Annotated in this window: 23 protein-coding genes; 6 read left to right on the plus strand and 17 right to left on the minus strand. The window is 73.1% G+C overall.

All coding sequences use genetic code 11. The features are described from left to right. Positions 1–36: 36 nt before the first annotated feature. The 9 genes from ACZ47G_RS01370 to ACZ47G_RS01410 are packed head-to-tail and all read right to left on the minus strand — an operon-like array spanning position 37 to position 8,503. On the minus strand, positions 37–1,593 hold the full coding sequence (locus ACZ47G_RS01370; RefSeq protein ID WP_465739395.1) for a complex I subunit 4 family protein: 1,557 nt from the start codon (positions 1,591–1,593) through the stop codon (positions 37–39). 53 nt (positions 1,594–1,646) lie between these two features. Further along, positions 1,647–3,707: an NADH-quinone oxidoreductase subunit 5 family protein gene (locus tag ACZ47G_RS01375; protein WP_465739396.1), complete on the minus strand. Its 2,061-nt coding sequence runs from the start codon at positions 3,705–3,707 to the stop codon at positions 1,647–1,649. Continuing rightward, positions 3,704–4,081, minus strand: a complete 378-nt coding sequence (gene nuoK / locus ACZ47G_RS01380; RefSeq protein WP_465739398.1) for an NADH-quinone oxidoreductase subunit NuoK — start codon at positions 4,079–4,081, stop codon at positions 3,704–3,706. Before nuoK ends, ACZ47G_RS01375 begins: the two co-directional genes overlap by 4 nt. Beyond that, positions 4,081–4,845, minus strand: a complete 765-nt coding sequence (locus tag ACZ47G_RS01385; protein ID WP_465739399.1) for an NADH-quinone oxidoreductase subunit J family protein — start codon at positions 4,843–4,845, stop codon at positions 4,081–4,083. Before ACZ47G_RS01385 ends, nuoK begins: the two co-directional genes overlap by 1 nt. Further along, positions 4,842–5,399, minus strand: coding sequence for a NuoI/complex I 23 kDa subunit family protein (locus tag ACZ47G_RS01390; protein ID WP_380460407.1), 558 nt, complete (start codon positions 5,397–5,399; stop codon positions 4,842–4,844). Before ACZ47G_RS01390 ends, ACZ47G_RS01385 begins: the two co-directional genes overlap by 4 nt. Beyond that, positions 5,396–6,355, minus strand: coding sequence for an NADH-quinone oxidoreductase subunit NuoH (nuoH, locus tag ACZ47G_RS01395; RefSeq protein WP_380460408.1), 960 nt, complete (start codon positions 6,353–6,355; stop codon positions 5,396–5,398). The genes ACZ47G_RS01390 and nuoH overlap by 4 nt, the downstream gene beginning before the upstream one ends. Further along, positions 6,352–7,464 carry an NADH-quinone oxidoreductase subunit C gene (locus ACZ47G_RS01400; protein ID WP_465739400.1) on the minus strand — a complete coding sequence of 371 codons (1,113 nt, stop codon included), beginning with the start codon at positions 7,462–7,464 and terminating at the stop codon, positions 6,352–6,354. The genes nuoH and ACZ47G_RS01400 overlap by 4 nt, the downstream gene beginning before the upstream one ends. After that, entirely contained in the window at positions 7,461–8,096 is a 636-nt protein-coding gene (locus tag ACZ47G_RS01405) for an NADH-quinone oxidoreductase subunit B (protein WP_465739401.1), read from the minus strand. Before ACZ47G_RS01405 ends, ACZ47G_RS01400 begins: the two co-directional genes overlap by 4 nt. Beyond that, the gene (locus ACZ47G_RS01410) at positions 8,087–8,503 is read right to left on the minus strand and encodes an NADH-quinone oxidoreductase subunit A (protein ID WP_380460414.1); all 417 of its coding nucleotides are present in this window, start codon (positions 8,501–8,503) and stop codon (positions 8,087–8,089) included. Before ACZ47G_RS01410 ends, ACZ47G_RS01405 begins: the two co-directional genes overlap by 10 nt. A 285-nt stretch (positions 8,504–8,788) precedes the next feature. Here ACZ47G_RS01410 and ACZ47G_RS01415 point away from each other — a divergent pair, with 285 nt between their 5' ends. Beyond that, the gene (locus ACZ47G_RS01415) at positions 8,789–10,009 is read left to right on the plus strand and encodes a sensor histidine kinase (protein ID WP_465739403.1); all 1,221 of its coding nucleotides are present in this window, start codon (positions 8,789–8,791) and stop codon (positions 10,007–10,009) included. A gap of 174 nt (positions 10,010–10,183) precedes the next feature. On the opposite strand, the gene ACZ47G_RS01420 is transcribed toward ACZ47G_RS01415, so the two are convergent. Continuing rightward, positions 10,184–11,275 carry a S1C family serine protease gene (locus tag ACZ47G_RS01420; RefSeq protein ID WP_465740011.1) on the minus strand — a complete coding sequence of 364 codons (1,092 nt, stop codon included), beginning with the start codon at positions 11,273–11,275 and terminating at the stop codon, positions 10,184–10,186. Positions 11,276–11,661: 386 nt separating this feature from the next. On the opposite strand from ACZ47G_RS01420, the gene galE reads away from it, so the two are divergent. Beyond that, on the plus strand, positions 11,662–12,648 hold the full coding sequence (gene galE / locus ACZ47G_RS01425; protein ID WP_465739404.1) for a UDP-glucose 4-epimerase GalE: 987 nt from the start codon (positions 11,662–11,664) through the stop codon (positions 12,646–12,648). Positions 12,649–12,678: 30 nt separating this feature from the next. Here galE and ACZ47G_RS01430 read toward each other — a convergent pair whose 3' ends face one another. After that, complete coding sequence (locus ACZ47G_RS01430; RefSeq protein ID WP_465739405.1) at positions 12,679–15,081, minus strand: outer membrane protein assembly factor BamB family protein; 2,403 nt, start codon at positions 15,079–15,081, stop codon at positions 12,679–12,681. Positions 15,082–15,506: 425 nt separating this feature from the next. On the opposite strand from ACZ47G_RS01430, the gene ACZ47G_RS01435 reads away from it, so the two are divergent. Further along, positions 15,507–16,154: a TetR family transcriptional regulator gene (locus ACZ47G_RS01435; protein ID WP_188307623.1), complete on the plus strand. Its 648-nt coding sequence runs from the start codon at positions 15,507–15,509 to the stop codon at positions 16,152–16,154. A gap of 475 nt (positions 16,155–16,629) precedes the next feature. On the opposite strand, the gene ACZ47G_RS01440 is transcribed toward ACZ47G_RS01435, so the two are convergent. The 6 genes from ACZ47G_RS01440 to ACZ47G_RS01465 form a co-directional block, all read right to left on the minus strand. Then, entirely contained in the window at positions 16,630–17,574 is a 945-nt protein-coding gene (locus ACZ47G_RS01440; RefSeq protein WP_465739406.1) for a beta-ketoacyl-ACP synthase III, read from the minus strand. 122 nt (positions 17,575–17,696) lie between these two features. Further along, entirely contained in the window at positions 17,697–18,953 is a 1,257-nt protein-coding gene (locus ACZ47G_RS01445) for a L,D-transpeptidase family protein (protein ID WP_465739407.1), read from the minus strand. A 114-nt stretch (positions 18,954–19,067) separates the two neighbouring features. Further along, positions 19,068–20,231, minus strand: a complete 1,164-nt coding sequence (gene mqnE / locus ACZ47G_RS01450) for an aminofutalosine synthase MqnE (RefSeq protein ID WP_188305625.1) — start codon at positions 20,229–20,231, stop codon at positions 19,068–19,070. Between the two features lie 52 nt (positions 20,232–20,283). Next, positions 20,284–21,246, minus strand: coding sequence for a threonine ammonia-lyase (locus ACZ47G_RS01455; protein WP_465739408.1), 963 nt, complete (start codon positions 21,244–21,246; stop codon positions 20,284–20,286). 4 nt (positions 21,247–21,250) lie between these two features. Continuing rightward, on the minus strand, positions 21,251–21,709 hold the full coding sequence (locus ACZ47G_RS01460; protein ID WP_380460425.1) for an Lrp/AsnC family transcriptional regulator: 459 nt from the start codon (positions 21,707–21,709) through the stop codon (positions 21,251–21,253). A gap of 119 nt (positions 21,710–21,828) precedes the next feature. Then, the gene (locus ACZ47G_RS01465) at positions 21,829–22,503 is read right to left on the minus strand and encodes a UbiX family flavin prenyltransferase (protein WP_465739409.1); all 675 of its coding nucleotides are present in this window, start codon (positions 22,501–22,503) and stop codon (positions 21,829–21,831) included. Positions 22,504–22,594: 91 nt separating this feature from the next. Between ACZ47G_RS01465 and ACZ47G_RS01470 the strand changes: the two genes are divergently transcribed. The 3 genes from ACZ47G_RS01470 (at position 22,595) to ACZ47G_RS01480 (ending at position 26,453) form a co-directional block, all read left to right on the plus strand. Beyond that, positions 22,595–23,341, plus strand: coding sequence for a cyclase family protein (locus ACZ47G_RS01470; protein WP_465739410.1), 747 nt, complete (start codon positions 22,595–22,597; stop codon positions 23,339–23,341). Between the two features lie 99 nt (positions 23,342–23,440). Then, positions 23,441–24,157: an MOSC domain-containing protein gene (locus tag ACZ47G_RS01475; protein ID WP_465739411.1), complete on the plus strand. Its 717-nt coding sequence runs from the start codon at positions 23,441–23,443 to the stop codon at positions 24,155–24,157. A 277-nt stretch (positions 24,158–24,434) separates the two neighbouring features. Next, positions 24,435–26,453, plus strand: a complete 2,019-nt coding sequence (locus tag ACZ47G_RS01480) for an LPXTG cell wall anchor domain-containing protein (RefSeq protein ID WP_465739412.1) — start codon at positions 24,435–24,437, stop codon at positions 26,451–26,453. Positions 26,454–26,475: the final 22 nt, after the last annotated feature.

Below are 26,475 nucleotides of genomic sequence, written 5' to 3' on the forward strand. Positions count from 1 at the left end.
GAGGTCCGAGTGCGGCGGTGTGGGCTGCGAGCACGGTCAGCCACCCCCGAGGAGGTGCTTGACGGCGGGGTCGGAGAGCCCGAGCAGGAGGGCCGGCCAGAGGCCGGCCACCAGCGTGAGCGCGGCCAGCGGCGTCCAGCTGACGGCCTCGTACGGGCGCAGGTCGGGCACCTCGCCCACCGGCGCGGGCTGCGCGGGGTCGCCCATGCAGACGCGCTTGACCACGATCAGCAGGTAGCCGGCGGTGAGGAGGGTGCCGAGGCCGGCCAGGACCATGTAGGTGACGAAGGCGGGGCGCGACAGGCCGGCGGCCGGGTCGAAGGCGCCGAACATGGCGAGCAGCTCACCCCAGAAGCCGGCCAGCCCCGGCAGCCCGAGGCTGGCGACGGCGGCGAAGGCGAGCAGCGCGCCGATCCGGGGCGCCCGGCCGTACAGGGCCGCGCCGGTGGCACCGGAGAGGGTGTCGAGGTCCGCCGTGCCGTAGCGGTCCTTGACGGCCCCGACCAGGAAGAACAGCAGACCGGTGATCAGACCGTGGGCGATGTTGGCGAACAACGCGCCGTTGACGCCCACCGGGGTGAGGGAGGCGATGCCGAGCAGCACGAAGCCCATGTGGCCGACGGAGGAGTACGCGATCAGGCGCTTGAGGTCGCCCTTGGATCCGGGGCGGGCCAGCGCCAGACAGGCCAGCGAGCCGTAGACGATGCCGACGGCGGCGAAGGCGCCCAGGTAGGGGGCGAGCGTCGCGGTGCCGTCCGGCACGACCGGCAGGAGGACGCGGACCAGACCGTAGGTGCCCATTTTCAGCAGCACACCGGCGAGCAGCACCGAGCCGACCGTCGGAGCGGCGGTGTGCGCGTCGGGGAGCCAGCTGTGCAGCGGCCAGGCGGGGGCCTTGACCGCGAGCCCGACCATGATCGCCAGCGCGGCGATCACCTGGGTGGTGTGGCTCAGCCCGTGACCGTGCCCGGCGGCCAGCGCCTGCATGTCGAAGGTGCCGGCCTTGCTGCCGATCAGCAGGAAGCCGAGCAGCATCACGGCCGAGCCGAGCAGCGTGTAGAGGATGAACCGGTTGGCGGCCGGGGTCTTCGCGCCGCTCCCCCAGCGGGCGATCAGGAAGTACATCGGGATCAGCACGATCTCGAAGGCCAGGAAGAAGAGCAGGAGGTCCAGCACCGCGAAGGTGGCGAGCATGCCGACTTCGAGGAGGAGGAACAGCCCGACGAAGGCCTGCGGCGAGGGGACGTGCTCCCCGTCCGGCAGCCGTTTCTCCGAGTACAGCGCGCAGAGGAAGGTGAGCAGCGCGGTCAGCACGATCAGCGGCAGCGAGACGCCGTCCACGCCGAGGTGGAGGCGCACGTGCAGGGCCGGGATCCAGTCCACGTCGGTGGTGGCCTGCATCCGGGCCGGCGAGCCGTGGTCGAAGCCGGCCGCGAGGGCGACGGAGAGCAGCAGCACCACGCCGGTGACCACGGAGTTCAACCGCAGCGCCCGCCGGCCGGCGACGGCCCGGTCCGGGCCGAACACCGGCGCCAGGGTGAGCGCGGCGCCGAGCAGTGGCAGCACCAGGAGGGCGATGAGGACCGCATTCATCGGGGGCTCCTAGCGGCGGTGGAGAGGACGGGGGTGGAGGAGAACGGCACCGGCTACACCGCCACCAGGACGGCCAGCAGGACGACGCCGGCGAGCAGCGCGCTGAGGTAGGTCTGCGCGTTGCCGGTCTGCGCGAGCCGGACGGCCCGGCCGAGCAGGTTGGCGCCGATCCCGCTGCCCTGGACGTAGCCCTCGACGACCTCGCGGTCGAGGAAGCGGACCAGCCGGGCGGCGGCGGTCACCGGGCGGACGAACAGCACGTGGTACAGCCGGTCGACACCGAAGCCGTGCCGGGCCGGGCCGAACAGCGGGCCCAGCAGGGTTCGCCCGGGGTCGGCGACGATCACCTCGGCGGCCGGGGCGCCGGCCTGCTCCGGCACCCGGTCCAGGGCGGCCGGGGCGGGGTGGCCGGTGGTCACCCGCGCGGTGGCCGAGCGCCAGGCGCCGTACGCGGCGAGCACACCGACCACGGCGAGCCCGGTGCCGGTGACGGCGGTGACGCCGGTGGGGCGCAGCGAGCCGCCGTCCAGCAGGGCGGGCAGCCAGTCCGACCGCAGCCCGGCGACGCCGAAGCCCATGGTCGGGACGGCCAGCACCCAGAGCGGCCAGCGCATCGCGGGCGGCTCGGCGGTGGCCGGGTCGGCCTCGTCCGGCTCCGGCGAGTACGGCGCGTCGGCCTCGTGGTCGGCGGCCACCACGCCCCGGTCGGTGGCGGGCAGCACCGCGGGTGCCGCCGCTGCCGCCCCGGCCGGGCTGTGGAAGGCCACCAGGAACAGCCGGGTCGCGTACGCGCCGGTGAGCAGCGCGGTGAGCGCGGCCGAGATCAGCACGATCCAGCCGGCCGCCTGCGGCACCGCCGAGGCGGGGCCGAGGCCGTTGGTCAGCGCCTCGCCCTTGGCGGCGTGCTCGGCGGCGGTCAGCACCGCCTCCTTGCTGAAGAAGCCGGAGAACGGCGGCAGCCCGGTCAGCGCGACCAGCGCGATGCCCATCGTCCAGTAGGCGTCCGGCACCCGCTTGCGCAGCCCCGGGATCCGGGACATCGCGGAGATCGAGTTGGTGTGCGCGGCGTGGATCACCACGCCGGCGGCCAGGAACAGCAGCGCCTTGAACGCGCCGTGGCTGACCAGGTGGAACACCGAGGCCTCACGGTCGCCGCTGGCCAGCGCGCCGGCCATGTAGCCGAGCTGGCCGACGGTGGAGTAGGCGAGCACCCGTTTGAGGTCGTCCTGGGCGAGCGCGCAGAGCGCCGAGCCGATCATCGTCACGGCGGCCATCACCGCGAGCACCACCAGCGCCGCGCCCGACTGGAGGAACACCGGCATCAGCCGGGCCACCAGGTAGATGCCGGCCGCGACCATGGTGGCCGCGTGGATCAGCGCGGAGACCGGCGTCGGACCGGCCATCGCGTCCGGGAGCCAGGTGTGCAGCGGGAACTGCGCGCTCTTGCCGGCCACCCCGGCGAGCAGCAGCAGCGCGATCAGCGTCGGGTGGCCGAGCTTTCCGTCCCCCGCGGCCGCCAGTACGTCCGGGATCCGGAAGCTGCCGGCGTCCGCGCCGAGCAGGAAGATCCCGAACAGGAACGGCACGTCACCGAGCTTGGTGACCAGGAAGGCCTTGAGCGAGGCCGAGCGGGCGTCGGCGGTCTCCCAGTGGTGGCCGATCAGGAAGTACGAGCAGACGCCCATGACCTCCCAGCCGACCAGCAGCACGACCAGGTCGCCCGAGTAGACGACCAGGAACATCGCCGCGGTGAACAGCGAGACCAGCGCCGCGTACGAGGGGTAGCGCGGATCCGTCTTCAGGTAGGCGGTCGAGTAGACCTGGACGCAGGTGGCGACCAGGCCGACCAGCACGGAGATCAGCGAGGTGAAGCCGTCCAGGTGGACGGCCAGCGCGATGTCCGGGCCGCCGGTCGGGGTGAGCCGGGTGGCGGCGTCCAGGGTCTGGCCGGTGCCGAGCTGGAGGGCGACCACCAGGGCGAGCACGGCCGAGACGGCGACCGGGACGATCGCCAGCGGCCGGGCCAGTCCGGGCGCCTTCTTGCCGACGGCCAGGGTCGCGGCGGCACCCAGCGCGGGCAGCGCGGGGACGAGGGCGGGCAGGGCGAGGTTCATGCGGTGGCCCGGCCCTTCAGTGCCTCGGCTGCGACCGGCTGCTCCTCGGCGGGGGTGTGCGGCTCCGCCGGGTCGCCGAGCGCGGTGGCCCGGTCGATGTCCGCGGTGCCCCGGGCCCGGAACAGCAGCAGGACGATGGCGAGCCCCAGCCCGATCTCGGCGGCGGCGACGGTGATGGTGAACAGGGTGAGCGCCTGCCCGGCGTGCAGCGAGTCGCGCAGCCAGGCGTCGAAGGCGACCAGGTCGAGGTTGACGGCGTTGAGCATCAGCTCGACGGACATCAGCACCAGGACGGCGTTGCGCCGGGCGAGCACGCCGTACACGCCGACGCTGAACAGCAGCGCGGCGAGGACGACGGGGTAGGCGAGGTGCATCAGCTCTCCTCATCCGGCGCGGACGCCTCAGGCACGGAAGGCACGGACGCCTCCGGCACGGACGCCTCCGGCGCGGACGCCTCCGCGACGGCCGCTGCGGGCGGGGTCGCGGCGCGCGGCGCGGTCGCGGCCACGGTCCCGTTCGACCCGACCGGCCGGCCGGCCCGCACCTTGCCCGCCCGGGGCGCCGGCACCCGGCGCCCGGACCCGCGCGACAGCACGATCGCGCCGACCAGCGCCGCCAGCAGCAGCACGGACAGCGCCTCGAAGGGCAGCACCCAGTGCCGGAACAGGCTGGCCCCGGTGACGGCGGCCGAGCCGCCGCCCGCCCCGAGGTCGATCCAGGAGGTCCGGAAGGCGTCGACCACCAGCGTCACCAGCGTCCCGGCCGCGGCCAGCGCCACGACCAGGGCCACCCAGCGGTTCTTGGAGTCGGCGTCCGGCGAGCGCCCGATCGGCGCCTTGGTGAGCATCAGCCCGAACAGCACCAGGACGACCACCGAGCCCAGGTAGATCAGCACCTGGACCCAGGCGATGAACTCGGCCGTGAGCAGCAGGAACTCCACCGCCAGCCCGCCGAGCGCGACCACCAGCCAGAGCGCGGCGTGCACCAGCTGCTTGGTGGTCACCGAGACGACCGCCGAGCCGAACACCGCGATGCCGACCAGCAGGAAGACGATCTCCTGGCCGGTCGGGGACAGGAACGAACGGGCGGCCGGCTCCAGGGAACCGGTCGCCGCGAAAAGCGTGGCGCCACCGATCACGCGTCGTCACCCTTCTCCTCGGAAGCCGCCGCGGCGGTCGCGGCCAGCTTGTCCGCGGCCTTGCGCGCGGTGGCGATCTCCTTGGGCTCCTCGGCCGCCGGATCCAGCGCCGGCGGCGCCGGGACGGTCCACATCCACTCGCGGAGCTTCTCCCGCTCGTGGGTCAGCTCGTGGATGTCGGTCTCCGCGTACTCGAACTCCGGCGACCAGAACAGCGCGTCGAAGGGGCACACCTCGATGCAGATCCCGCAGTACATGCAGAGCGAGAAGTCGATGGCGAACCGGTCCAGCACGTTGCGGGTGCGGGCCCGGGCGTTCGGATCGGCGGCCGGCAGCGTCTCCTTGTGGGAGTCGATGTAGATGCACCAGTCCGGGCACTCGCGCGCGCAGAGCATGCAGACCGTGCAGTTCTCCTCCAGCAGCGCGATGACGCCGCGCGAACGCGGCGGCAGCACCGGCTGCACGTCGGGGTACTGCGCGGTGACGCTCTTCTTCGTCATCGTCCGCAGCGTCACGGCCAGGCCCTTGGCGAGGCCGGCTCCGGGAAAACTCATGCGATCGCCACCTTGATGATGCCGGTCAGGGCCAGCTGGACGAGCGCGAGCGGGATCAGCACGATCCACGCGAAGCGCATCAGCTGGTCCTCGCGCAGGCGCGGGTAGGTGACCCGCAGCCAGATGACCACGAAGGCCAGTGCGAAGGTCTTGAGGATCATCCACAGCCAGCCGAGCTGGTCGGACATCGGCCCGTGCCAGCCGCCGAGGAACAGCACCGCCGTCAGCGCCGACACCACCAGGATGCCCACGTACTCGGACAGCAGGAACAGCGCGAAGCGCAGACCGGTGTACTCGGTGTACGCGCCGAAGATGATCTCCGAGTCGGCGACCGGCATGTCGAACGGCGGCCGCTGGAGCTCGGCCAGACCGGCCGTGAAGAACACGAAGGCGCCGATGATCTGCCAGGGCAGCCAGTACCACTGCCAGGCGTCCACGATCCCGGGCAGCGACAGGGTGCCGGCGGCCATCGCCACCGAGGCCGCCGCGAGCACCATCGGCAGCTCGTACGACATCAGCTGCGCGGCCGTGCGCAGCCCGCCGAGCAGCGAGAACTTGTTCGCCGAGGCCCAGCCGGCCATCAGCTTGCCGATCACCCCGACGCCCATCACGGCCAGCACGAAGAACAGCCCGGCGTCGATCGCCTGGCCGACGAAGCCGTCCGGGCCGACCGGGATCGCCAGCAGCACGAACAGGTACGGCAGCAGCGAGACGGCGGGCGCCAGCTGGAAGACCCGGCGGTCCGCCCCGGCCGGGACGATGTCCTCCTTCTGCGCGAACTTCACGCCGTCGGCGACGAGCTGCGCCCAGCCGTGGAAGCCGCCCGCGTACATCGGGCCGAGCCGGCCCTGCATGTGCGCCATGACCTTGTGCTCGGTCTGGCCGATGACCAGCGGGAAGACCAGGAAGACGACCAGGGTGGCGACGCAGCGGAGCACCGTGTCGAGCAGGTTCACGCGCCGTCTCCGTCCTGGTCGGCCGCTCCGGCCGACTTCTCGTCCTTCTTCTCGCCCGGCTCGTGCTCACCCGGCTCGCCCGACGGCTTCCCGTCGTGGGCGGGCACCGGGTTGTGCCACGGCGCGTCGGAGGACCGGGGCCGGGCCGGGGCCGCGGGCTCGGCCGTCGGCTCGGCGGCGCCGGTGCCGGGGTCGGCGTCGGCGTCGGCCGTCTGGCTGACCGACCCGTCGGACACCGAACGGGTCCGCCGCGGCCGGTCCGCCCGCACCGGCGGAGCACCCTCGGCAGCCGGAGCCTCAGAAGCGGCAGGAGCTGCAGGAGCTGCAGGAGCCTCGGCGGGAGCCTGGCTCGCCGACCCCTCGGACACCGAGCGGGTCCGCCGCGGCCGATCCGCCCGCACCGGCGGAGCACCCTCGGCCGTCGGCGCACCGGCGGCAGCCGTCGCACCGGCGGCAGCGGCCGCGGCGGCGCCCGCCGCCCGGGGCGTACGCGCCGCACCGGCCGCCCGCGCACCGCGCGCGGGCCGCTCGGCGACCGGCGGCAGGGTGCCCTTGAGCGGGCCCCACTCGTTCGGGTCCGGCACACCGGGCGGCTGCATCTTGCGCCGGGCGGGCCCGTCGCCGTGGTCCGACTCGCCCGGCTCCTTGGCGCCCGGCCAGGCCTTGGCGACCCGCGCCGCGAGCACGAACTCCTTGCGCAGCGGGTGCCCCTCGAAGCCGTCCGGCAGCAGCAGGGTGGCCAGGTACGGGTGACCGGGGAAGTCGATGCCGAACATCTCGTGGGTCTCGCGCTCGTGCCAGGCGGCCCCGGCGTACACCGTGACGGCGCTCGGCAGCGCGGCCTTCTCGCGCGGCACCCGGGTGCGCACGGCGAGGTGCCGTACGCCCGGCGTCTCGGCGGCGGCCAGGTGGGCGACCACGGAGAAGCCCTCGGCGAGCTCGTCGACGGCGCTCAGCCAGTCGAAGAAGCCCAGGCCCAGGGCGTCCCGGGCGTTGGTGAGCGCCTCGATCCAGTTCTCGGCGGGCACGTCGACGGTGATCAGCCCGTACGCCTCGGCGCCGGTCGCCCACTCCCCGACCGACGCCGCGTACTGCTCCGCCGTGGTCACGACACTCCTCCATCGGTGGAAGGCCCCGCCACCAGCGGCCGGCGCAGCGCCGCCGCGGGCGCGGCGTAGCGGCCGGGCAGCGACTCGGCGGCGATCTTCTCCTGCAGCTTGAGGATGCCCTGGAGCAGCGCCTCCGGCCGCGGCGGGCAGCCGGGCACGTAGACGTCGACCGGGATGATCTGGTCCACGCCCTTGGTCACGGAGTAGGAGTCCCAGTACGGGCCGCCGGAGTTGGAGCAGGCGCCGAAGGAGATGACGTACTTCGGCTCGGGCATCTGCTCGTAGAGGCGCTTGACGGCGGGCGCCATCTTGTCGGTGACCGTCCCGGAGACGATCATCAGGTCCGCCTGACGGGGGCCGGGCGCGAACGGGATGACGCCCATCCGGATGAAGTCGTGCTTGGCCATGGACGCGGCGATGAACTCGATCGCGCAGCAGGCCAGGCCGAAGTTGAAGCACCAGAGGCTGTAGCGGCGGCCCCAGTTGAGCACGACCTTGACCGGGTCGGGCGCGAGCCGGGCCAGCGGGCCGAGGCTGCGGCGCTCGACGGCGCCGGGGTGGGCGGGGTCGGGCAGGCCGAGCGGGACGGGGCCGCCCTGGGTGCCGTGCGAGTGGGTGGGTGTCACGTCCATTCCAGAACGCCCTTCTTCCAGGCGTAGAGCAGTCCGACCGCGAGGAAGCCGATGAAGAGGAACATCTCGACCAGCGTTCCGGCGCCGTACCCGGCGGTGGCGAAGACCGTCGCCCACGGGAACAGGTAGATCGCGTCGACCGCGAAGATCACGTACAGGAAGGCGTACACGTAGTAGCGGACCTGGGTGTGCGCCCAGTCCTCGCCCACCGGATCGACCCCGCACTCGTAGGTTAGGAGCTTCTCCGGCGAAAAGACCACCGGCCGCAGCAGGCGGTTGGCGGTGAACGCCACGGTCACGAAGAGCACCCCGATGACGGCCAGCAGGCCCATCGCGGCGTACGCGTCGAAGTAGCCGCTGCCGACCGCCGGGTCGGCAGCGACGGCAGCCGCCTGCTGCCCCTCCATGCCTTCGCCTCCACCTCGGCCGCGGCCCGCCCTCGGGTCGGTTCCACGGCGTTTGCTCACACGGTCTTAACCATGGCCAATGCGTGAGTCTAAGGGGACGGCTCGACTCCCCCCGAAACCCGCCCGCTCCGCAAGACGTCCGGTGGACACCTGAACGAACCCCGCGGGCCCGGCCGGGGGTGGGGATAACCCCCGGCCGGGAAGATGTATCACCCCCATGGCACACCACCACCCCGGTTCGGGATGCTGGGTCCCGCCAGCTCGAACGAGGGGACGGATCATCCGATGAAGCTGCACCGCCGCGCCGTCGACGCCATCAAGGAGCAGGACGCTCGGATGGAGCGCCCGCCGCTGTACGGCGCGCGGATGTGGCGCCAGGTCGGACACCTGATGCTGAACCTCCCGCTGGGCATCGCCGGCTTCGTGCTGTCGGTCACCGCGCTGTCGGTCGGCCTGGGCCTGTCGGTGACGGTGATCGGCCTGCCGGTGCTGGCCGCCGGCCTGTCCGGCTCCCGCGCCCTGGGCGCGCTGGGCCGCAGCCGGGCCCGCACGGCGTACGGCTCCCGGATCCACGAGCCGGAGCCGGTGACGCCGCGCCGCCCAGGCATGGTCGGCTACACCATCGCCCACCTCACCGACCTGCTGAACTGGCGCTCGGCGCTCTACAACGTGCTGATGCTGCCCTGGGGCATCCTGAGCTTCACCCTCGCCCTGGTCTCGGTGATCGCGCTGTGGCCGGTACTGCCCGTGGTGGTGCGGGCGATGGCCGCGGTCGACCGGATCCTGATCGAGTCACTGCTCTTCCCCGGCGCGCTGGCCGAACGGGTGCGCGAGCTGGAGGACGACCGCGGCACCGTGGTCGACACCGCCGCCGCCGACCTGCGCCGGATCGAACGCGACCTGCACGACGGCGCCCAGGCCCGGCTGGTGGCGCTGGCGATGGACCTCGGCATGGCCAAGGAGCGGCTGCGCGAGGTGGAGAGCCAGGAGGACATGGCGGCCGCCACCCGGATGGTCGACAACGCGCACGGCGAGGTGAAGCTGGCCCTCCAGGAGCTGCGCGACCTGGCCCGCGGCATCCACCCGGCGGTGCTCACCGACCGCGGCCTGGACGCGGCGCTGTCCGCGGTCGCGGCCCGCTGCACCGTCCCGGGCGGGGTCAAGGTGAACGTCGACCTGGCCGGGCCGGACGGCGAGCCGGAGCGCCCGGACTCGGCGGTCGAGGGCATCGCCTACTTCACCGTCAGCGAGCTGCTGACCAACGTCTCCAAGCACGCGGGCGCCGGCACCGCCTCGGTCGACGTCTGGCGCTCGGACAACCAGCTGATGGTGCTGGTCCAGGACGACGGCAAGGGCGGGGCCGCCCCCTACCCGGGTAGCGGGCTGGGCGGACTGGCCGAGCGGATCCGGGCGGTGGACGGGGTGTTCCTGGTGGAGAGCCCGGCGGGCGGCCCGACCACCGTCACCGTCGAGCTGCCCTGGCGCACCCGCGCCGCCCGGCGCTGACGCCGACCTCCCCCGCGAACGCGAAAGGGCGCCGGGTCCTCGTCGAGGCAGCGAACGAGCACCCGGCGCCGGTCCGGTGCGGCGGCCGCCCCGCGGAACCCTTGCGCGGTGTACGGGCCGGCCGGCGCACCGGGGCTCCCGGGAGGGGCTGGGCCCTGTCCGGCCGGACAGGGCCTAGGAGCCGCTCTCCAGCGTGCCGAGGGTGACGTCGGCGGTCTTGCTGGTGCCGTCCCTGGTGTAGGTGACGGTGACCTTGCTGCCCGGGGTGAGCGAGGCGAGCGCGGTGGTCAGCGCGTTCAGCGAGTCGACCGCGGTGTCGCCGATCTTGGTGATGACGTCACCGGCCTGGAGCCCCGCCGAGGCGGCCGGGCCGCCCTGGCTGACCGCCACGATGACCGCGCCGGCCGGCTGGAACTGCTGGTTGAAGCTGGTCCGGGCGGTGATGCCGAGCGCGGCCCGGCCGGAGTTGGTGACCTTGCCCTGCTTGATCAGCTGGTCGGTGATGCTGGTGATGGTGGACGCCGGGATGGCGAAGCCGATGCCGGGGGCGGCCGCGCCGTTGGTCTGCGGCTCGGTCGCGGCGAGGGTGTTGATGCCGATCACCTGGCTGTCCAGGTTGACCAGCGCGCCGCCGCTGTTGCCCGGGTTGATCGCGGCCGAGGTCTGCACCATGTTGCCGATGGTGGCGCCCGGCGAGCCGCCACCGCGGGGCTCGGAGACGGTCCGCCCGGTGGCCGAGACGATGCCCTGGGTGACACTGCTGGAGAGCCCGAGCGGACTGCCCATGGCGAGGGTGATCTGACCGAGCTGGACCTTGCCGGAGTCGCCGAAGGCGGCCGGCTTGAGGCCGCTCGGCGGGCTGCCGAGCTTGATCACCGCGAGGTCGGAGTCCGGGTAGCTGGCGACCAGGGCGGCGTCCAACGACTTGGTGGAGTTGGCCAGCGTGACGGTGAAGGTGGTCGCGGTGCCGACCACGTGGGCGTTGGTGACGATGTCGCCCTTGTCGTCGTAGACGATCCCGGAGCCGAGGCTGTCGCCGGTGGTGATCTGGACCACCGAGGGCAGCACGTCGGCGATCACCTTCTGGTACGCGTCCTGGAGCTGGTTCGCCCCGCCCGGCTGGGCGCCGGGGGCGGCGGAGGCCTGCTTGGTGCCGGCGGAGGAGCCGGACGGCGAGGAGGCCGCGGCGGAGGAAGAGGAGGGCGAGCTGCTGCATCCGGCCAGCGCCAGCGCGAGCGCCGTCGCCGCCGCGACCGCGCCCGGCACGAAGAACCGCCGCTGCGCCGCCCTGGGGCCGGTCGGCCGGGGGCCGGCCGGCAGCGGGCGGTTGTGTTCCTTCGTTCGGCTCACCTGGCTGCCTCCGATTCGTCACCACGCCGAAGGCGCGGGCATGAGAGCACGGGAATCTTTGTCAGCATTTCACCGATTTGTCCGTTTCGCTGGCGCGACTCGCCGCGCCTGGCCCCCGAAATCGAACGCCGGGCGTGTCTGACAATTCGCGTCGGATCAGCGCGCGGCGTCGGGGTGCGTGCATCGCAAGGCGGAGGAGGGAGTCCATGCGGAGCATCGGCGACCGACGACAACGCGGCGAGGCGCGTGCCCCGGGGTCGCGCGCCCGGCGGGAATTGTCAGACACGCCCTAGGATTGCCGCATGACTTGGTTGATCACCGGCGGTGCCGGATACATCGGCGGGCACGTCGTCCGCCAGCTGCTCGACGCCGGTGAGCGCGTCGCCATCCTGGACGACCTCAGCACCGGCGACGCCTCCCGGGTGCCGGCCGGCGTCCCGCTGATCGAGGGCTCCACCCTGGACCGCGCCGTCCTGGACGCCGCGATCCGCGAGCACGGCATCGAGGGCATCCTGCACTTCGCCGCCAAGAAGCAGGTCGGCGAGTCGGTCGAGCAGCCGTTCCTGTACTACCGGGAGAACATGATCGGCCTGCAGACGGTCCTGGAGGCCGCGGCCGAGGGCGGCGTCAAGCGCTTCCTGTTCTCGTCCTCCGCCGCCGTCTACGGCATGCCGGACGTCGACCTGGTCACCGAGTCCACCCCCTGCGCCCCGATGAGCCCGTACGGCGAGACCAAGCTGGCCGGCGAGTGGCTGGTCGCCGCGGCCGGCAAGGCCCACGGGATGTCCACGGTCGCCCTGCGCTACTTCAACGTGGCCGGCGCCGCCTCGCCCGAGCTCTCCGACACCGGGGTGTTCAACCTGATCCCGATGGTCTTCGAGCGGCTGACCGCCGGCGAGGCCCCGCGGGTCTTCGGCGACGACTACGCGACCCCGGACGGCAGCTGCGTCCGCGACTACATCCACGTCTCCGACATCGCCTCGGCCCACGTGGCCGCCGCCAAGCGGCTGGCCGCCGACCCGGCCGGCGAGACCTCGCTGGTGCTCAACATCGGCCGCGGCGAGGGCGTCAGCGTCAAGGAGATGATCGACGTCATCGGCAAGGTCACCGGCTACGACACGACCGCCGACGTGACCCCCCGCCGCCCCGGCGACCCGGCCCGGGTGGTGGCCGCCGCCGACCTGATCCACCGCGAGCTGGGCTGGAGCGCCTCCCACGACGTGGCGGACATGGTCTCCTCCGCGTGGGAGGGCTGGTGCAGCCGCCACCCCGGGGCCCGCAAGGCCTGAGCTGACGCCTCCCGGCGGTGTCCGCCCCGCTCAGCGGGCGGGCACCGCCGTGCCGTAGTAGGCGTCCAGCGCGTACACGCAGCGGTCCTTGGAGCCGACGAAGACCCGCCCGCCGACCGCCACCGGGGAGCCGGTGAGCTCGCCCTTGGTGCCGAGCTCCCAGCGCAGCTGACCGGTCGCCAGGTCCAGGGTGTGCAGCGAGTGGTCCCGACTGCCCAGGTGCACCAGGCCGTCGGCCACCGCCGGGGAGCCGACGATCTCGCCGCGCGCCGGGTAGCGCCAGCGCTCCCGGCCGGTCGCCGCCTCGAAGGCGTACAGCACCTCGCCGCTGCCCACCAGCACCATGCCGTCCCCGACCACCACCGGCTCGGCGCCCTGGCGGCCGCCGGTGGCCCCGCGCCAGCGGTCCAGGCCGGTGGCCGCGTCCAGCGCGTAGACGGTGCCCAGGTAGTCGGCCACGTAGACCGCGTCGCCGTCCAGCGCCGGCGGGGTGAACAGCACCACCGGGGCGTCGAAGCGCCAGCGCTCCGCCCCGCTGGCCGCGTCCAGCGCGTACACCCGGGTGCCGGCCGTCACGTACAGCACGCCGCCGCGCTCGACCGGGTGCGAGGGGACGTCCTCGCCGACCTGGAAGGACCAGCGCAGGCCGGCGCCGCGCGGGTCCACGCAGCGCAGCCGTCCGGCGCCGTAGTAGTAGGCCGAGCCGCCGACCAGGACCGGGCCGGACTGGGGGTTCTCGTAGTCCTGCTGGGCGTCGTCGGCGCGCCACAGCTCGGCGCCGGTGGCGGCCGCGCGCAGCTGGACGCCGCCGCCGCGCACACCGCAGCAGAGCACGCCGTCGGCGGCGGAGAGCGAGTACACCCAGCCGTCCAGCGAGGTGCGCCAGCGCTCGGTGCCGTCCGCGACGTCCACGGTGTAGAGGTGGGGGCCGTCCGCGGCGTGCATCCGGCCGGCGTCCACGGCGAGCGCCCAGGCGACGTCCCGGGTCTTGTAACGGCGCTCGCCGGAGGCGACGTCCAGCGCGTGCACCTCGAAGCTGGAGACGAAGAGCGTTCCGTCGGCGACCACCGGGGTGCCCCAGACGTCGTTGGACATCCGGAACCGCCAGGGGCGCCAGCGGGCGGCCGGGGCCGGGGAGGACGTCGGGGCCGGGGTCGGCGGCGGGGTCGGGGCCGCCCGGCGGACCCAGTCGGTGGTGGCCGGGGCGGTGCCCGGGCCGGGCTGCTCGTGCTCGGCCCGGGGCCCCGGGCCTATCCGCACCGAGGCACCGGAGAGCTGCACCTCGACGGCCACCGCACCGGTGGGCGCGCGGTGCTTGTTCTTGGAGGGGATCTTCGCCGTCGGGATCCCGTCGTCCGGGCCCCCGGGGCGCGAGCCGGCGTGCACCGGCCCGGTGGGCGGCGCGTGCCCGGCCCCCGGGTAGGTGCGCGGGTCGTCCGCGCCGGGGGGCTGCGGCAGCACCTGCGGCTGCGGCGGCGGGCCCTGGGGCTGTGCCGGCTGCGGCGGCTCGACCGGGCCGGCGTACGGGCGGGGCGCGCTCGGACGGCGGCCGCGCTTGCGCTCGATCAGCTCCAGCGCGTGGCCGGGCAGCCAGTCACCGACCTCGCCGCCGGCGTCGTCCCGGGAGAACAGGTGCGGGGCCAGCTCGGCCTGGATCTGCGCGGGAGTGGGCCGGCGCTCGGGCGCCTGCTGCATGCAGGCCCGGACCAGGTCCATCAGCTCGGGCGCCATGCCGGTGAGGTCCGGCTCCTCGCGCAGCAGCTGGAACACCGTCTCCACCGGGTTGGAGCCGCGGAACGGCGGGTGCCCGGTGGCACAGAAGACCATCAGCGAGCCGAGCGAGAAGACGTCGCTGGCGCCCCGGACGGTACGGCTGTCCCGGGCCTGTTCCGGGGACATGTAGGCGGGGGTGCCGACCGCGACGTTGGTCATGGTCAGCCGGGTGCTGGAGACCCCGGCCGCGATGCCGAAGTCGATCACCTTGGGGCCGTCCTCGACCACCAGGACGTTGGAGGGCTTGAGGTCGCGGTGGACCAGCCCCGCCGCGTGGATGGACTGCAGCGCCTCGGCGATGCCGGCCACCAGCCAGCGGGTGGCGTCCACCGGCAGCGGACCGCACTCCTCGACCAGGTCCTCCAGCGAGGGCGCCGGGATGTACGCGGTGGCCAGCCAGGGCACCCGGGCGTCGGCGTCGGCGTCCACCACGGCCGCGGTGTAGAAGCCGCCGACCGTCTTGGCCGCCGCGATCTCGCGGGCGAACCGGACCCGGAACAGCTCGTCCTCGGCCAGCTCCCCCCGGACGGTCTTGATGGCCACCCGGCGCCCGGAGGCGGAGCGCGCCAGGTAGACCAGCCCCATCCCACCCGCGCCGAGCCGCCCCAGCACCTCGAAGGGCCCGATCCGCCTCGGATCGTGCGCCGTCAGCTGGTCCACTCCGCAGCCACCTCCCCGTTGTCCGGCACCCGCCGCGTGGTGCCGGACCCGATTCTCCAATGCCGCCCGGCGCATCTCCAACCTCCCCCACCGGGAGACGCCGCCGCCCCGGGCCGCCGGTCCGTCGGTCAGCCATGACGGAACGGCCGGATTCTGACGCCAGCTCCGGCCGCGGCTTGCGTCCCGGCCCCCGGACCGTCGAGGTGACGGCCGGTACGTTCGGTCACGCTCTGTCACTCGATCACCCCTCAGCGGACTCGCCGTCACGCTCTGGGGTCAAAAGCACACGGGGGGGCTTCAACAGCGCCTTCGGGGCCCGGTGAATATCCGTCCGAAGTGCTTCGGACCCCTATACCAACCCCCCGTGCGGAGTAATAGTCGCATCACCGAATCGCGCCAAGATCGTGCCACGGTAAGCTGACGGCATGACAGGACAAGTTCGCACCGTCGACGGTCGCGTCGCCGGGCGACGCGGACAGGAGACGCGGCAGAAGCTGCTCGACTGCCTCCGCGAGATGCTCAGCACGTCGCCCTATCGGGACGTCAAGGTCATCGACGTCGCCCGTATGGCGGGTACCTCCCCCGCGACCTTCTACCAGTACTTCCCGGATGTCGAGGGCGCAGTCCTCGAAATCGCCGAGGAAATGGCCAAGGACTCCGACACCCTCAAAGAGCTGGTGGCCGGAAAGTCCTGGGCAGGGAAGTCCGGACCGACCACTTCGGAAGAACTGGTCGACGGATTCCTCGCCTTCTGGCGCAAGAACGACGCCATTCTCCGAGTGGTCACGCTCGGTGCCGCGGAAGGGGACAAGCGGTTCTTCAAGATCCGCATGACCGTCCTCAACTCGGTCGCCAAGCCACTCGCGGAGGCCGTCAAGGAACTCCAGGCGAAGGGTCAGGCCGACAAGTCGCTCGACCCGAACGCCGTCGCCGGGGCCCTGGTCTCGCTGCTCGCCTCGGCGGCCGAGCACCAGAAGGCCTTCACCTCCTGGGGCGTCAAGGTCAAGGACCTCAAGCCCAACCTCGCTCCCCTGGTGTACCTGGGCGTCACCGGCAAGAAGGCGCCCAAGTAGGACCATCCGTACGATCCACCATCCGCTCCGCGCGCAGCCCCGGCCTCCTGTCCGGGGAACGACGGACGGCGGCCGTGTCCTCGGGGGAGGTCCGCCGACGTACCGCACGCGCGCCAGACATGCCGGTGGGCGGGCACCCCTCACACAGGGTGCCCGCCCACCGGCTGTTACTCGCCCGCTCGCCTCCGGGGCGCTCCGACCCGGCGCCGACGGTCGGCACTTCCTCGCTCCTTCGTCATACTCGCCCACTCGCCTCCGGGGCGCTCCGACCCGGCGCCGACGGTCGGCACTTCCTCGCTCCTTCGTCATACTCGCCCACTCGCCTCCGGGGCGCTCGGACCCGGCGCCGACGGTCGGCACTCCCTCGCTCCTCCGTCGCTCCCTCGCGCTCTCCCTTTCGGCGCCGGCGCGCCCCTTCGGCTCGGGGCGGGGCCCTTCAGCTCGGGGCGGGTTGCTTCGGCTCGGGGCGGGCGGGTCAGGGGCAGCGGACGACCTGGCCGGCGTAGGCCAGGCCGCCGCCGAAGCCGAAGAGCAGGACCGGGTCGCCCGGGGAGAGCTGGCCGCGCTCGACCAGCTTGGAGAAGGCGAGCGGGATCGAGGCGGCCGAGGTGTTGCCGGAGTCGACCACGTCCCGGGCCACCACGGCGTCGCCCAGACCCAGCTTGGCGGCGATCGCGTCGATGATCCGCAGATTGGCCTGGTGCGGGACGAAGCCCTTCAGCTCGGCCGGGTCGATCCCGGCGCGCTCGCAGGCCTGCCGGGCCAGCGGGGCGAGCTGGGTGGTGGCCCAGCGGAACACCGACTGGCCCTGCTGGCTGATCACCGGGTCCCAGCCGGTGATCACCACGGCGTCGCCCCGTTCCGGCTCGGAGCCCCAGACCACCGGGCCGATGCCCGGCTCGGCACCCTCCTCCTGGGCCTCGACCACCGCGGCGCCCGCACCGTCGCCGAAGATCACGCAGGTGGAGCGGTCGGTCCAGTCGAGGGTGTCGGACATCCGCTCGGCGCCGATCACCAGGGCCCGCCGTGCCGCGCCGGCCCGGATCGCGTGGTCGGCGGTGGCCAGCGCGTACGAGAAGCCGGAGCAGACCGTGTTGATGTCGTACGCGGCGGGCGAGGGGACGCCCAGCCGGGCGGCCACCGCGGCGGCGGTGTTGGGGCTGCGCTCGATCGCGGTGCAGGTGGCGACCACGACCAGGTCGATCTCCGCCGCCGTCCGGCCGCTGTTGGCCAGGGCCTTCTGGGCGGCCTCGGTGGCGAGGTCGACCAGGGTCTCGCCCTCGGCGATGTGCCGGGTGCGGATGCCCACCCGACTGCGGATCCACTCGTCATCGGTGTCGACGAGTGCCGCCAGGTCGTCGTTCGAGAGGACCTTGGGGGGCTGGTAGTGCCCGAGTGCCACAATGCGCGAACCGCTCATGCTGCCATGGAACCGGGTTACCCGCTGGTCAGTCGGGCATGACCGGCTACAGGATCCGCACCGGTGATCTGTAGGGGCTCCACAAGGCCCTTGGGGCGCCTGGGTCCGGTCGTACGCCGAGGTCAGGCTGCCAGCGAGGCGGCGTCGCCCATCACGATCACCGGGTGGGCCGCCGGGTCCAGGGTGCGGATCAGCTGGGCCATCTTGTCCTCGGGTATCGACACGCAGCCGTGGGTCGGGCCGTCGTGGTCGACGTGCAGCCAGATGCCGCCGCCCTTCTTGCTGCCCATCGGGCGGCGCATGTCGAGCGGGGAGCTGCCGGCGACCCGGTTGTAGTTGATCGCGACCACGTAGTCGAAGGAGCCGGCCAGCTGGTCGCCGAAGAAGCCCGTCCCGGAGACCACGAAGCTCGCGTCCTTGTCGTACGGGAGCTTGCTGCCGGGGTTGGCGTTGCGGCCGCCCGCGTCGGTGAGGTCGAAGACGCCGATCGGGCTGCGCAGGTCGCCCTCGTTGTGGTCGGTGGTCCAGCCGTTCTTGCCGTTGTGGCCCTGCCAGGTCTCACCGGCCAGCCAGCGGCCCTCGGGGGTGCGGGTCCACAGGGTGACGTTGTTCTTGTCGGTGTCCTTGCCCTGGCCGGTGGCGACCACGACCTGGTTGGTGGTGGCGGGGATCTTCGCGGTGAAGGCGGCGCCGAGGCCGGGTATCGCGGCCAGCGAGCCGTCCGGGCGGGTCTCGCCGCGGCCGGCCGCCGGGGCCGCGGACTGCCGGTCGGCGGCGGCCTGGACGGCGGCGGGGGCGGGCGGCGCGGGGTGGTCGGGCTTGCTGACGCCCTCCGGCCCGGGGCCGTCGGCGGCGGCCGCGACGGACTTGGCGCCGTCCTGGCCGACGGTGTACCAGCCGGCGGCGGCCGCGACCAGCAGCGCGGTGCCGGCCATCACGGCCTTGCCGTGGCGCTTCTGCTTCGCCTTGCGCCGGTGCCCCCGGGCGGCGGCCCGGCCGCCCGGCGCGGGGGCCGCGGCGGGGGTCACGGAGGCGAGCGGGACGACCGGGGCGAGCTCCTCGTACACCGGCTGCTCGTACACCGCCTGCTCGTACACGGGCTGCCCGTACACCGGCTGCCCGTACACCGGCTGTTGGTGGGTCCGGTCCTGGTAGGCCTGGGCCGGCTCGGCCCCGTACGGCTGGAACGGCTGGTCGTACGCCTCGTAGTAGCCGTCGGCCGGCTGCCGGTACTCGCCGTAGCCGTCCTGCGGGACGGGCTGCGGGTAGGGCTCGTACGCGTTGTACGGCGCCTCGTGCGACTGCTGCGGCACCCCGTACACCGGCTCTTGCATCGGCTCGTACGGCGGGTACTCGGTGGCGCGATGGGAACCGGACATGCCGTCGATCCTGCCAAACGCCCTACCCGTTGGTAAACCCGGGTCACGTGCGGGAGCCGTGAAGACGCCGCCGCCCGGATCGCGGGGCGGTCCGGGCGGCGGGAAGTTCGCAGGTCAGAGGCGCATCGCCTGCGGGGTCTCGCGGCGCGTCAGGTCCGGGCCGTCGTACTCGCGGATGACCTCGTAGCGGGTGTTGCGCTCCATCGGGCGGAAGCCGGCGTCCCGGATCAGGCCGAGCAGGTCCTCGCGGCCCAGCTTGTTCGGGGTGCCGAAGTTGTCCGCGTCGTGGGTGATCTTGTACTCGACCACCGAGCCGTCCATGTCGTCCGCGCCGTGGCTGAGCGCCAGCTGGGCGGTGGTGACGCCGTGCATCACCCAGAAGACCTTGACGTGCGGGACGTTGTCGAAGAGCAGCCGGGAGACCGCGAAGGTCTTCAGTGCCTCGGCGCCGGTGGCCATCTCGGTACGGGCCATCAGCTTGTTGCGCACGACGCCGTCCTTGGAGTCGTGGAAGTCGTGCTGGTAGCGCAGCGGGATGAAGACCTGGAAGCCGCCGGTCTCGTCCTGGAGCTCGCGCAGCCGCAGCACGTGGTCGACCCGGTGGCGGGGCTCCTCGATGTGGCCGTACAGCATGGTGCAGGGCGTCTTGAGGCCCTTGGCGTGCGCCAGGCGGTGGATCCGCGACCAGTCCTCCCAGTGGGTGTCGTGGTCGACGATGTGCTGTCGGACCTCCCAGTCGAAGATCTCCGCGCCGCCGCCGGTCAGCGACTCCAGGCCGGCGTCGATCAGCTCGTCCAGGATCTCGTCGGCGGACAGGCCGCTGATCTTCTCGAACCAGTGGATCTCGGTGGCGGTGAAGGCCTTCAGCGAGACGTTCGGCAGCGCGGCCTTCAGCTCCCGCAGCGAGCGCGGGTAGTAGCGCCACGGCAGGGTGGGGTGCAGGCCGTTGACGATGTGCAGCTCGGTGAGGGACTCGCTCTCCATCGCCTTGGCCAGGCGGACGGCCTCCTCGATGCGCATCGTGTAGGCGTCCTTCTCGCCCGGCTTGCGCTGGAACGAGCAGTACGCGCAGGACGCGCTGCACACATTGGTCATGTTGAGGTGGCGGTTGACGTTGAAGTGGACGACGTCGCCGTTCTTCCGCGTCCGCACGTGGTGGGCCAGCCCGCCCAGCCAGGCCAGGTCGTCGCTCTCGTAGAGCGCGATCCCGTCCTCGCGGGTCAGCCGCTCACCCGCGTAGACCTTCGCCTCCAGCTCGCGCTTGAGCCCTGCGTCCATGCGGTGACCCGCCTCCTCCGACATTCGAATCCTTGCCGGAAGGAGCCTACGCCTATGCAGACAGGAGCTCCGCGAGCAGGACCGGGTCGATGTTGCCGCCGCTGACCACGGCGGCCACCGTGCGGCCACCGGTCTCGGCGGCGCGGTGGAAGTAGGCGGCCGGGGCGACCGCGCCGGAGGGCTCGGCGACCAGCCGCCCGCGACGGGCCAGCAGGGCGACGGTGGCGCGGATCTCGTCCTCGGTGACGGTGACGATGTCGTCCACGTAGGTGGTGAGGTGCTCGTACGGCAGCGCGCCGACCGAGGGGGTGCGCAGCCCGTCCGCGATCGTCCGGTAGGTGTCGGCGACCGGCCACTCCACCCGGCGCCCGGACCGCAGACTCTCCTGCGCGTCGGCGGCCAGCTCCGGCTCCACGCCGATCACCCGGACCTCCGGGCGGGTGAGCTTGAGCGCGGCCGCCGTCCCGCTGATCAGGCCGCCGCCGCTGACCGGCACCAGGACGGTGTCCAGCCCGGCCGGGGCGTCCTCGGCGATCTCCAGGCCGACGGTGCCCTGGCCCGCGATGATGAACGGATCGTCATACGGCGGCACCCAGACGAAGCCGTGCCTCTCGGCCAGCTCGCCCGGCAGGGCGTCCCGCTCCCCCGGCGGGACGAGGATCACCTCGGCGCCGAACGAGCGGGTGGCCTCCACCTTCACCGCCGGCGAGGTGTCCGGCATCACGATCACGGCCTTGATGCCCAGCAGCTGGGCCGCGTAGGCGACCGCCTGCGCGTGGTTGCCGCTGGACTGGGCGACCACGCCGCGGGCGCGCTCGTCCGCGGTGAGCGCGGCCAACCGGTTGTACGCGCCGCGGGTCTTGAAGGCCCCGGTCGGCTGGAGGTTCTCCGGCTTCAGCCAGAGCCGCCGCTCGCCCTCGGACGCCCAGGGGGCGGGGACCAGCGGGGTGCGCACGACCACTCCCGCGATCCGCTGCCGGGCCGCGCGCAGCTCCTCCAGACCGACCAGTGCCATCTCGTCACTCTCCTACGAACGGGAGTTCGCTCACCCGGTTCTCCCACTTGGTGGAGAGTACGACGGTGGTGCGGGTACGGGCTACACCCTTCGTGCCCGAGATCCGCTTCACCACCGACTCCAGGCCGGCCACATCGGCCACCCGGACCTTGAGCATGTAGGAGTCGTCACCCGCGATGAACCAGCAGTCCTCGACCTCGTTGAGGTCCTTCAGCCGGAACGCGACGTCCTCGTGGTCGGCCGCGTCGGTGAGCTGAAGGCCGATCAGGGCCGTGACGCCGAAGCCGAGCGAGGCCGGGTTGACCGTCGCGCGGTAGCCGGTGATCACACCGGCCTGCTCCAGGCGGTTGATGCGGTCCGTGACGCTCGGGCCGGAGAGTCCGACCAGCCGGCCCAACTCGGCGTAGGACGCACGGCCGTTCTCCCGGAGCGCCTGGATGAGCTGTCTGTCCACCGTGTCCATATACCGTCCGCGTCCTTCCGAACCTCGCCAGACCCACAGATCATTATCCGGATTCCAAGGCGCCATGCGCTGACCGACCCGGATATCGCAGAGAAGATACTCTCCCGCCCTCGGTCTCCTTACTCCCCCTCAGCCCGAGCGGCCTCCGCGTCGCCCGGTTTGCGGGCCGCCGCGCCCAACTCGCCCTCCCAGCGCAGGTACAGGGAATGCGGCACGTCGACCGCGTCCAGCACCCGGCCGGCCACGAAATCCACGAGTTCGCGCACGGTGGAGCCGCCGGCATAGAAACCGGGCGAGGCGGGCAGCACGACGGCGCCCTGCGCGTCGAGCTCCAGCAGGTGCTTCAACGTCACCCCGTTGAGTGGTGTCTCGCGCACGCAGACGACCAGCGGACGGCGCTCCTTGAGGGTGACGCTGGCCACCCGCTGCAACAGGTCCTTGCTCAGGCCGAGCGCGATCCCGGCCACCGCGCCGGTGGTCGCGGGCACCACCAGCATGCCCTTGGCGGGGTACGAGCCGCTGGACGGGCCGGCCGCGAAGTCCCCGGCGGACCAGTAGCGGACGTCGGCCAGGCCCTCCGCCGACCCCAGCCACCGCGCGAGATCGGTGCGCCAGTGGGCGTCCCGGAAGGAGATGCCGGTCTCGTCCAGGATGGTGAGCCGGGCGGCCCGGCTGACGATCAGGTCCACCGCCTCACCGGCGGCGAGCAGCGCCCGGATCACCGAGGCCGCGTACGGCGTCCCCGACGCTCCCGAGACCCCGACCACCCACGGCTGACGCTTCGCAGTTCCCATGGGTCAATTCTGTCCCGGCCCCACCTGCGGATTCGCCCCGGGCACGGCAGGACCGGGTCCGGGAGGGCGCACCCCCTGGGAGGATGGGCGCATGGCAGCGACCCTCGTCGACCTCACCCATCAGGTGACCACCGCGATGCCGGTCTACCCCGGCGATCCGGCCGTCCTGCTGGAGCCCGCGCTCACCACCGCCACCGCCGGGGTGAACGTGCTGGCCCTGCACCTCGGCTCCCAGTCCGGAACGCACGTGGACGCGCCGTACCACGTGGACGTCACCTGGCCGACCCTGGACGGGCTGCCGCTGGAGCGGTTCACCGGCCCGGCCGTGGTCGCCGACCTGCGCGGACTGGAGCCCCGGACGGCCGTCACCCCCGAGCTGCTGACGCCCGCGCTGGAGCGCTGCGGCGAGGGCACCGTCCTGCTGCTGGCCACCGGCTGGGCCCGGCACTGGGGCACCGACGCCTACCTGGCCCACCCCAGCCTGACCGCGGCCGCCGCCGAGGCGATCGTGGCCGCCGGGGTGCGCACGGTCGGCGTGGACGCGCTGAGCGTGGACCCCACCCCCGACCCGGGGCCGGAGGACCCGGCGGTGGCCGCGCTGCTCGCCGACCTCACCGACGAGCACGACGGGCCCGACCCGGCCGAGGAGTCGACGCTGGCCGCCCACCGGGTGCTGCTGGGGGCGAGCGGCGGCGGGGTGATCGCCGAGAACCTGACCGACCTGCGGGCGCTGCTGGCGGCCCAGGAGGCCGGTCGGCCGGTGGAGGTCTCGCTGTTCCCGCTGCGGCTGGTGGCGGCGGACGGGGCTCCGGTGCGGGCGGTGGCCCGACTGGGCTGACCGGCCGGGGGCGAGCCGGGGCGGGGCCGGGGCCGGTGGACTCCACAGGCCCGCACTTGGTCTAGACCAACTCCGGTGGCGCCACTAGGCTGTCCGGCCATGGCTGAGATCATCGGAGTGGTCGAGCGACTCTGGCGCTACCCCGTGAAGTCCACCGGCGGCGAGCGGCTCGACTCCGTCGACGTGGACCTCCGCGGCCTGGCCGGCGACCGCCTCTACGCCGTCCGCGACGCCTCCGGAAGGCTCGGCTCCGGCAAGAACACCCGCCGCTTCCGCCGGATGGACGGCCTGCTCCGGCTCTCCGCCCGCCTCGGCCACCGGATCGACGGCCCCGAGCTGTTCGACCCGCTCGGCCGCCCGGTCGACCACCCCACCGCCTTCCTGCGCGCCTACCTCCAGCGCGACGACGTCGAACTCGCCCGCGAGGACGCCGTCCCGCACTTCGACCGGCTGCCGGTCAGCGTGCTCACCACCGCCACCCTGGACTGGGTCCGCGAGGCCGTCCCCTCCGCCGTGGTCGACGAACGCCGCTTCCGCCCCAACATCGTGCTGCGCACCCCACCCGGCACCCCGCCCTTCGTCGAGGACACCTGGCTCGGCCGCCGGGCCCACGGCGAGACGACGGACAGCGCCCGGCTCGCCTTCGTCACCTCCAGCGAACGCTGCGCGATGTCCGGCGCCCCCCAGCCGGGCCTGCCGCACGCACCCGAGATCCTCAAGGCGATCGTGCACGCCCACGACGGCCGCCTCGACGCCCTCGCCGAGGTCGCCGCCCCGGGACGGCTACGGCTGGGCGACCGGCTGGTACTGGACTGAGACGACCCGCCGCCGGATCGGGGCGCACCGCCTTCGAATGGAAAACCGCAGGTCAGGGGCTTCTCAAAGATTTCCGGAAAAAACTTCGAACCGAGCTGCAACCCCTGCGGGCCCGACGCGTCTATGTGAGTGAGCGGCGGGGGAAACCCGCCGGAGCGGACCGCAGGCCACACCGGGAACACCACCCCGGACCTCGGGTCCGACCACTACCGCGCTGATCCGCCAGCGGCACGTCGCCGCCGGTGCAACACCCTGGGGGGTATTCAGAATGTCCATTGTGCGTGCACGTCGTTCCCGCTCCGCCGTCCTCACCGCCGCCACCCTCGGCGTGCTGCTCGCCACCGGCGCCGTGGTGGCCTCCCCGGCCGCCTATGCCGCCGACGCCCCGGCCGCCGCCACCGCCGCCCCGACCGCCGCCACCGCCCCGACCGCCGAGCCGACCGCCAAGGCCACCGCCGACAAGCCGTCGCTGCGGGTCGACGCGCCGGCGACGGTCGGCCGCGGCGGCCAGCCGGTCGAGTTCACCGAGACCATCACCAACCCCGGCACCACCGAGGCCTCGTACCAGCTGCGGATCGGCACCAGCGGCGCGGGCCCCGTCTCGGCGAACGCCATCAAGGTCGACTACCGCGACGCGGACGGCACCTGGAAGCCCGTCACCGGCACGGTCCCCGGCCTGACCGTCGCCGCCGGCGCCGCCAAGACCGTCCAGCTGCGCCTCACCACCGAGCTCGCCGCCTACTGGTCCAACCGGGACTCGACCGTCACGCTCAGCTCCGCCGTCCTCGACGCGACCAGCGGCGGCGTCCTCGCCGAGAGCACCGACCAGGTCGCCGCCAAGGCCATCGGCCTGCAGGTCAAGAACGCGCCGACCACCGCCGTCGTCGGCGGTGCGCCGGTCGAGTTCGACGTCGTCATCAACAACGCCAGCGCCTCCCGCTACACCAACGTCTCCAAGATCGTGGAGACCGACCAGCACAGCACCCTCCAGGTCCGGAAGGCCGACGGCAGCTGGCAGAACATCACCCCCGTCGCCCTTCCCCACGCGTCGGGCCGGGTCGACTACTTCCTCGCGGACGACCAGGAGATGGCGCCCAACGAGACCTTCAGCAAGCACGTCCGCCTGGCCTACACCGCCGACGCCCCGGTCGGCGTGAACTACATCCACCCGTGGGCGGTGCTCCACCAGGGTGACGGCGAGGAGACCGTCGGCCCCCAGTTCATCCAGGTCAACCTCACCTCCGGCCCGACCCTGTCGGTGCAGGAGCCGGCGTCGGTCGGCAACGGCGGCAAGCCGGTCGAGTTCACCGAGACCGTCACCAACCCGGGCGGCACCGACGCCTCGTTCACGCTGAAGCTGGACGCCAGCAACCCGGGCGCCCGCTCGAAGGACCGCATCACCCTGGAGTACCGCGACGCCGACGGCACCTGGAAGCCCGTCACGCTGAACTTCAGCCAGGTCGACAAGACCTTCGACTTCGCCGGTGAGATCCCGGGCGTGACCGTCGCCGCCGGTGCCACCAAGACCGTCCAGCTGCGCCTGGCCACCCCGGTCAACAACGACTGGGCCGCCACCGGCGGGACCATCAAGCTCCACTCCGCGATCGTGGACGCCGGGCACACCGTCGTCTCCGAGAACACCAAGGACGTCGCGCTGAAGGCCCTCGACGTGCAGGTCAAGAACGCGCCGACGACCGCCGTCATCGGCGGCGCCCCGGTCGAGTTCGACGTCACCGTGAACAACTCCAGCGCGTCGGAGTACGACAACCTCTCCCCCGTGCTGCTGGCCGACCAGCACAGCACCCTCCAGGTGCAGAAGGCCGACGGCGGCTGGGAGGACGTCACCGGCACCCCGAGCCCCCAGTCGGGCGGCCCGGTGAAGTACCACCTCACCGCGGACAAGAACCTGGCGGCCAACGCCTCCGTCACCAAGCACGTCCGGCTGGCCTTCACCACCGGTGCCACGGTCGGCAAGACCCCGGTCAACGCGGGCGTCATCCTCGCCGAGGGCGGCCCGGCCATGGACGCGTACGTCGGCCCGCAGGGCTTCCAGGTCGACCTGACCACCGCGGCGGCGGCCGGCTCCGCCGTCAAGGCTGGTTTCTCCACCACCGACTCCGGCACCACCGGCACCACCGGCACCACCGACGGCACCATCGACACCGCCCAGCCGGTGGGCGGCTCCCTCGCCCACACCGGTTCGGAGGGCGTGCTGCCGGGCCTGGCGGCCGCCGCGGGCCTGCTCGTCAGCGGCATCGGCGCGGTGTTCTTCTCGCGCCGCCGCCGCAGCGCCTGACACCTTCGCTCCGCTGAGCACC

This window comes from Kitasatospora sp. NPDC030952 (assembly GCF_055571335.1).

Coding starts and splice junctions, on each gene's coding strand:
- ACZ47G_RS01460 (WP_380460425.1), bottom strand. CDS start 21,709: ATGGACACGGTGGACAGACAGCTCATCCAGGCGCTCCGGGAGAACGGC.
- ACZ47G_RS01465 (WP_465739409.1), bottom strand. CDS start 22,503: ATGGGAACTGCGAAGCGTCAGCCGTGGGTGGTCGGGGTCTCGGGAGCG.
- ACZ47G_RS01415 (WP_465739403.1), top strand. CDS start 8,789: ATGAAGCTGCACCGCCGCGCCGTCGACGCCATCAAGGAGCAGGACGCT.
- ACZ47G_RS01370 (WP_465739395.1), bottom strand. CDS start 1,593: ATGAATGCGGTCCTCATCGCCCTCCTGGTGCTGCCACTGCTCGGCGCC.
- galE (WP_465739404.1), top strand. CDS start 11,662: ATGACTTGGTTGATCACCGGCGGTGCCGGATACATCGGCGGGCACGTC.
- nuoK (WP_465739398.1), bottom strand. CDS start 4,081: ATGCACCTCGCCTACCCCGTCGTCCTCGCCGCGCTGCTGTTCAGCGTC.
- ACZ47G_RS01435 (WP_188307623.1), top strand. CDS start 15,507: ATGACAGGACAAGTTCGCACCGTCGACGGTCGCGTCGCCGGGCGACGC.
- ACZ47G_RS01475 (WP_465739411.1), top strand. CDS start 23,441: ATGGCTGAGATCATCGGAGTGGTCGAGCGACTCTGGCGCTACCCCGTG.
- ACZ47G_RS01440 (WP_465739406.1), bottom strand. CDS start 17,574: ATGAGCGGTTCGCGCATTGTGGCACTCGGGCACTACCAGCCCCCCAAG.
- ACZ47G_RS01455 (WP_465739408.1), bottom strand. CDS start 21,246: ATGGCACTGGTCGGTCTGGAGGAGCTGCGCGCGGCCCGGCAGCGGATC.
- ACZ47G_RS01470 (WP_465739410.1), top strand. CDS start 22,595: ATGGCAGCGACCCTCGTCGACCTCACCCATCAGGTGACCACCGCGATG.
- ACZ47G_RS01390 (WP_380460407.1), bottom strand. CDS start 5,399: ATGAGTTTTCCCGGAGCCGGCCTCGCCAAGGGCCTGGCCGTGACGCTG.
- ACZ47G_RS01410 (WP_380460414.1), bottom strand. CDS start 8,503: ATGGAGGGGCAGCAGGCGGCTGCCGTCGCTGCCGACCCGGCGGTCGGC.
- mqnE (WP_188305625.1), bottom strand. CDS start 20,231: ATGGACGCAGGGCTCAAGCGCGAGCTGGAGGCGAAGGTCTACGCGGGT.
- ACZ47G_RS01445 (WP_465739407.1), bottom strand. CDS start 18,953: ATGTCCGGTTCCCATCGCGCCACCGAGTACCCGCCGTACGAGCCGATG.
- ACZ47G_RS01375 (WP_465739396.1), bottom strand. CDS start 3,707: ATGAACCTCGCCCTGCCCGCCCTCGTCCCCGCGCTGCCCGCGCTGGGT.
- ACZ47G_RS01405 (WP_465739401.1), bottom strand. CDS start 8,096: ATGGACGTGACACCCACCCACTCGCACGGCACCCAGGGCGGCCCCGTC.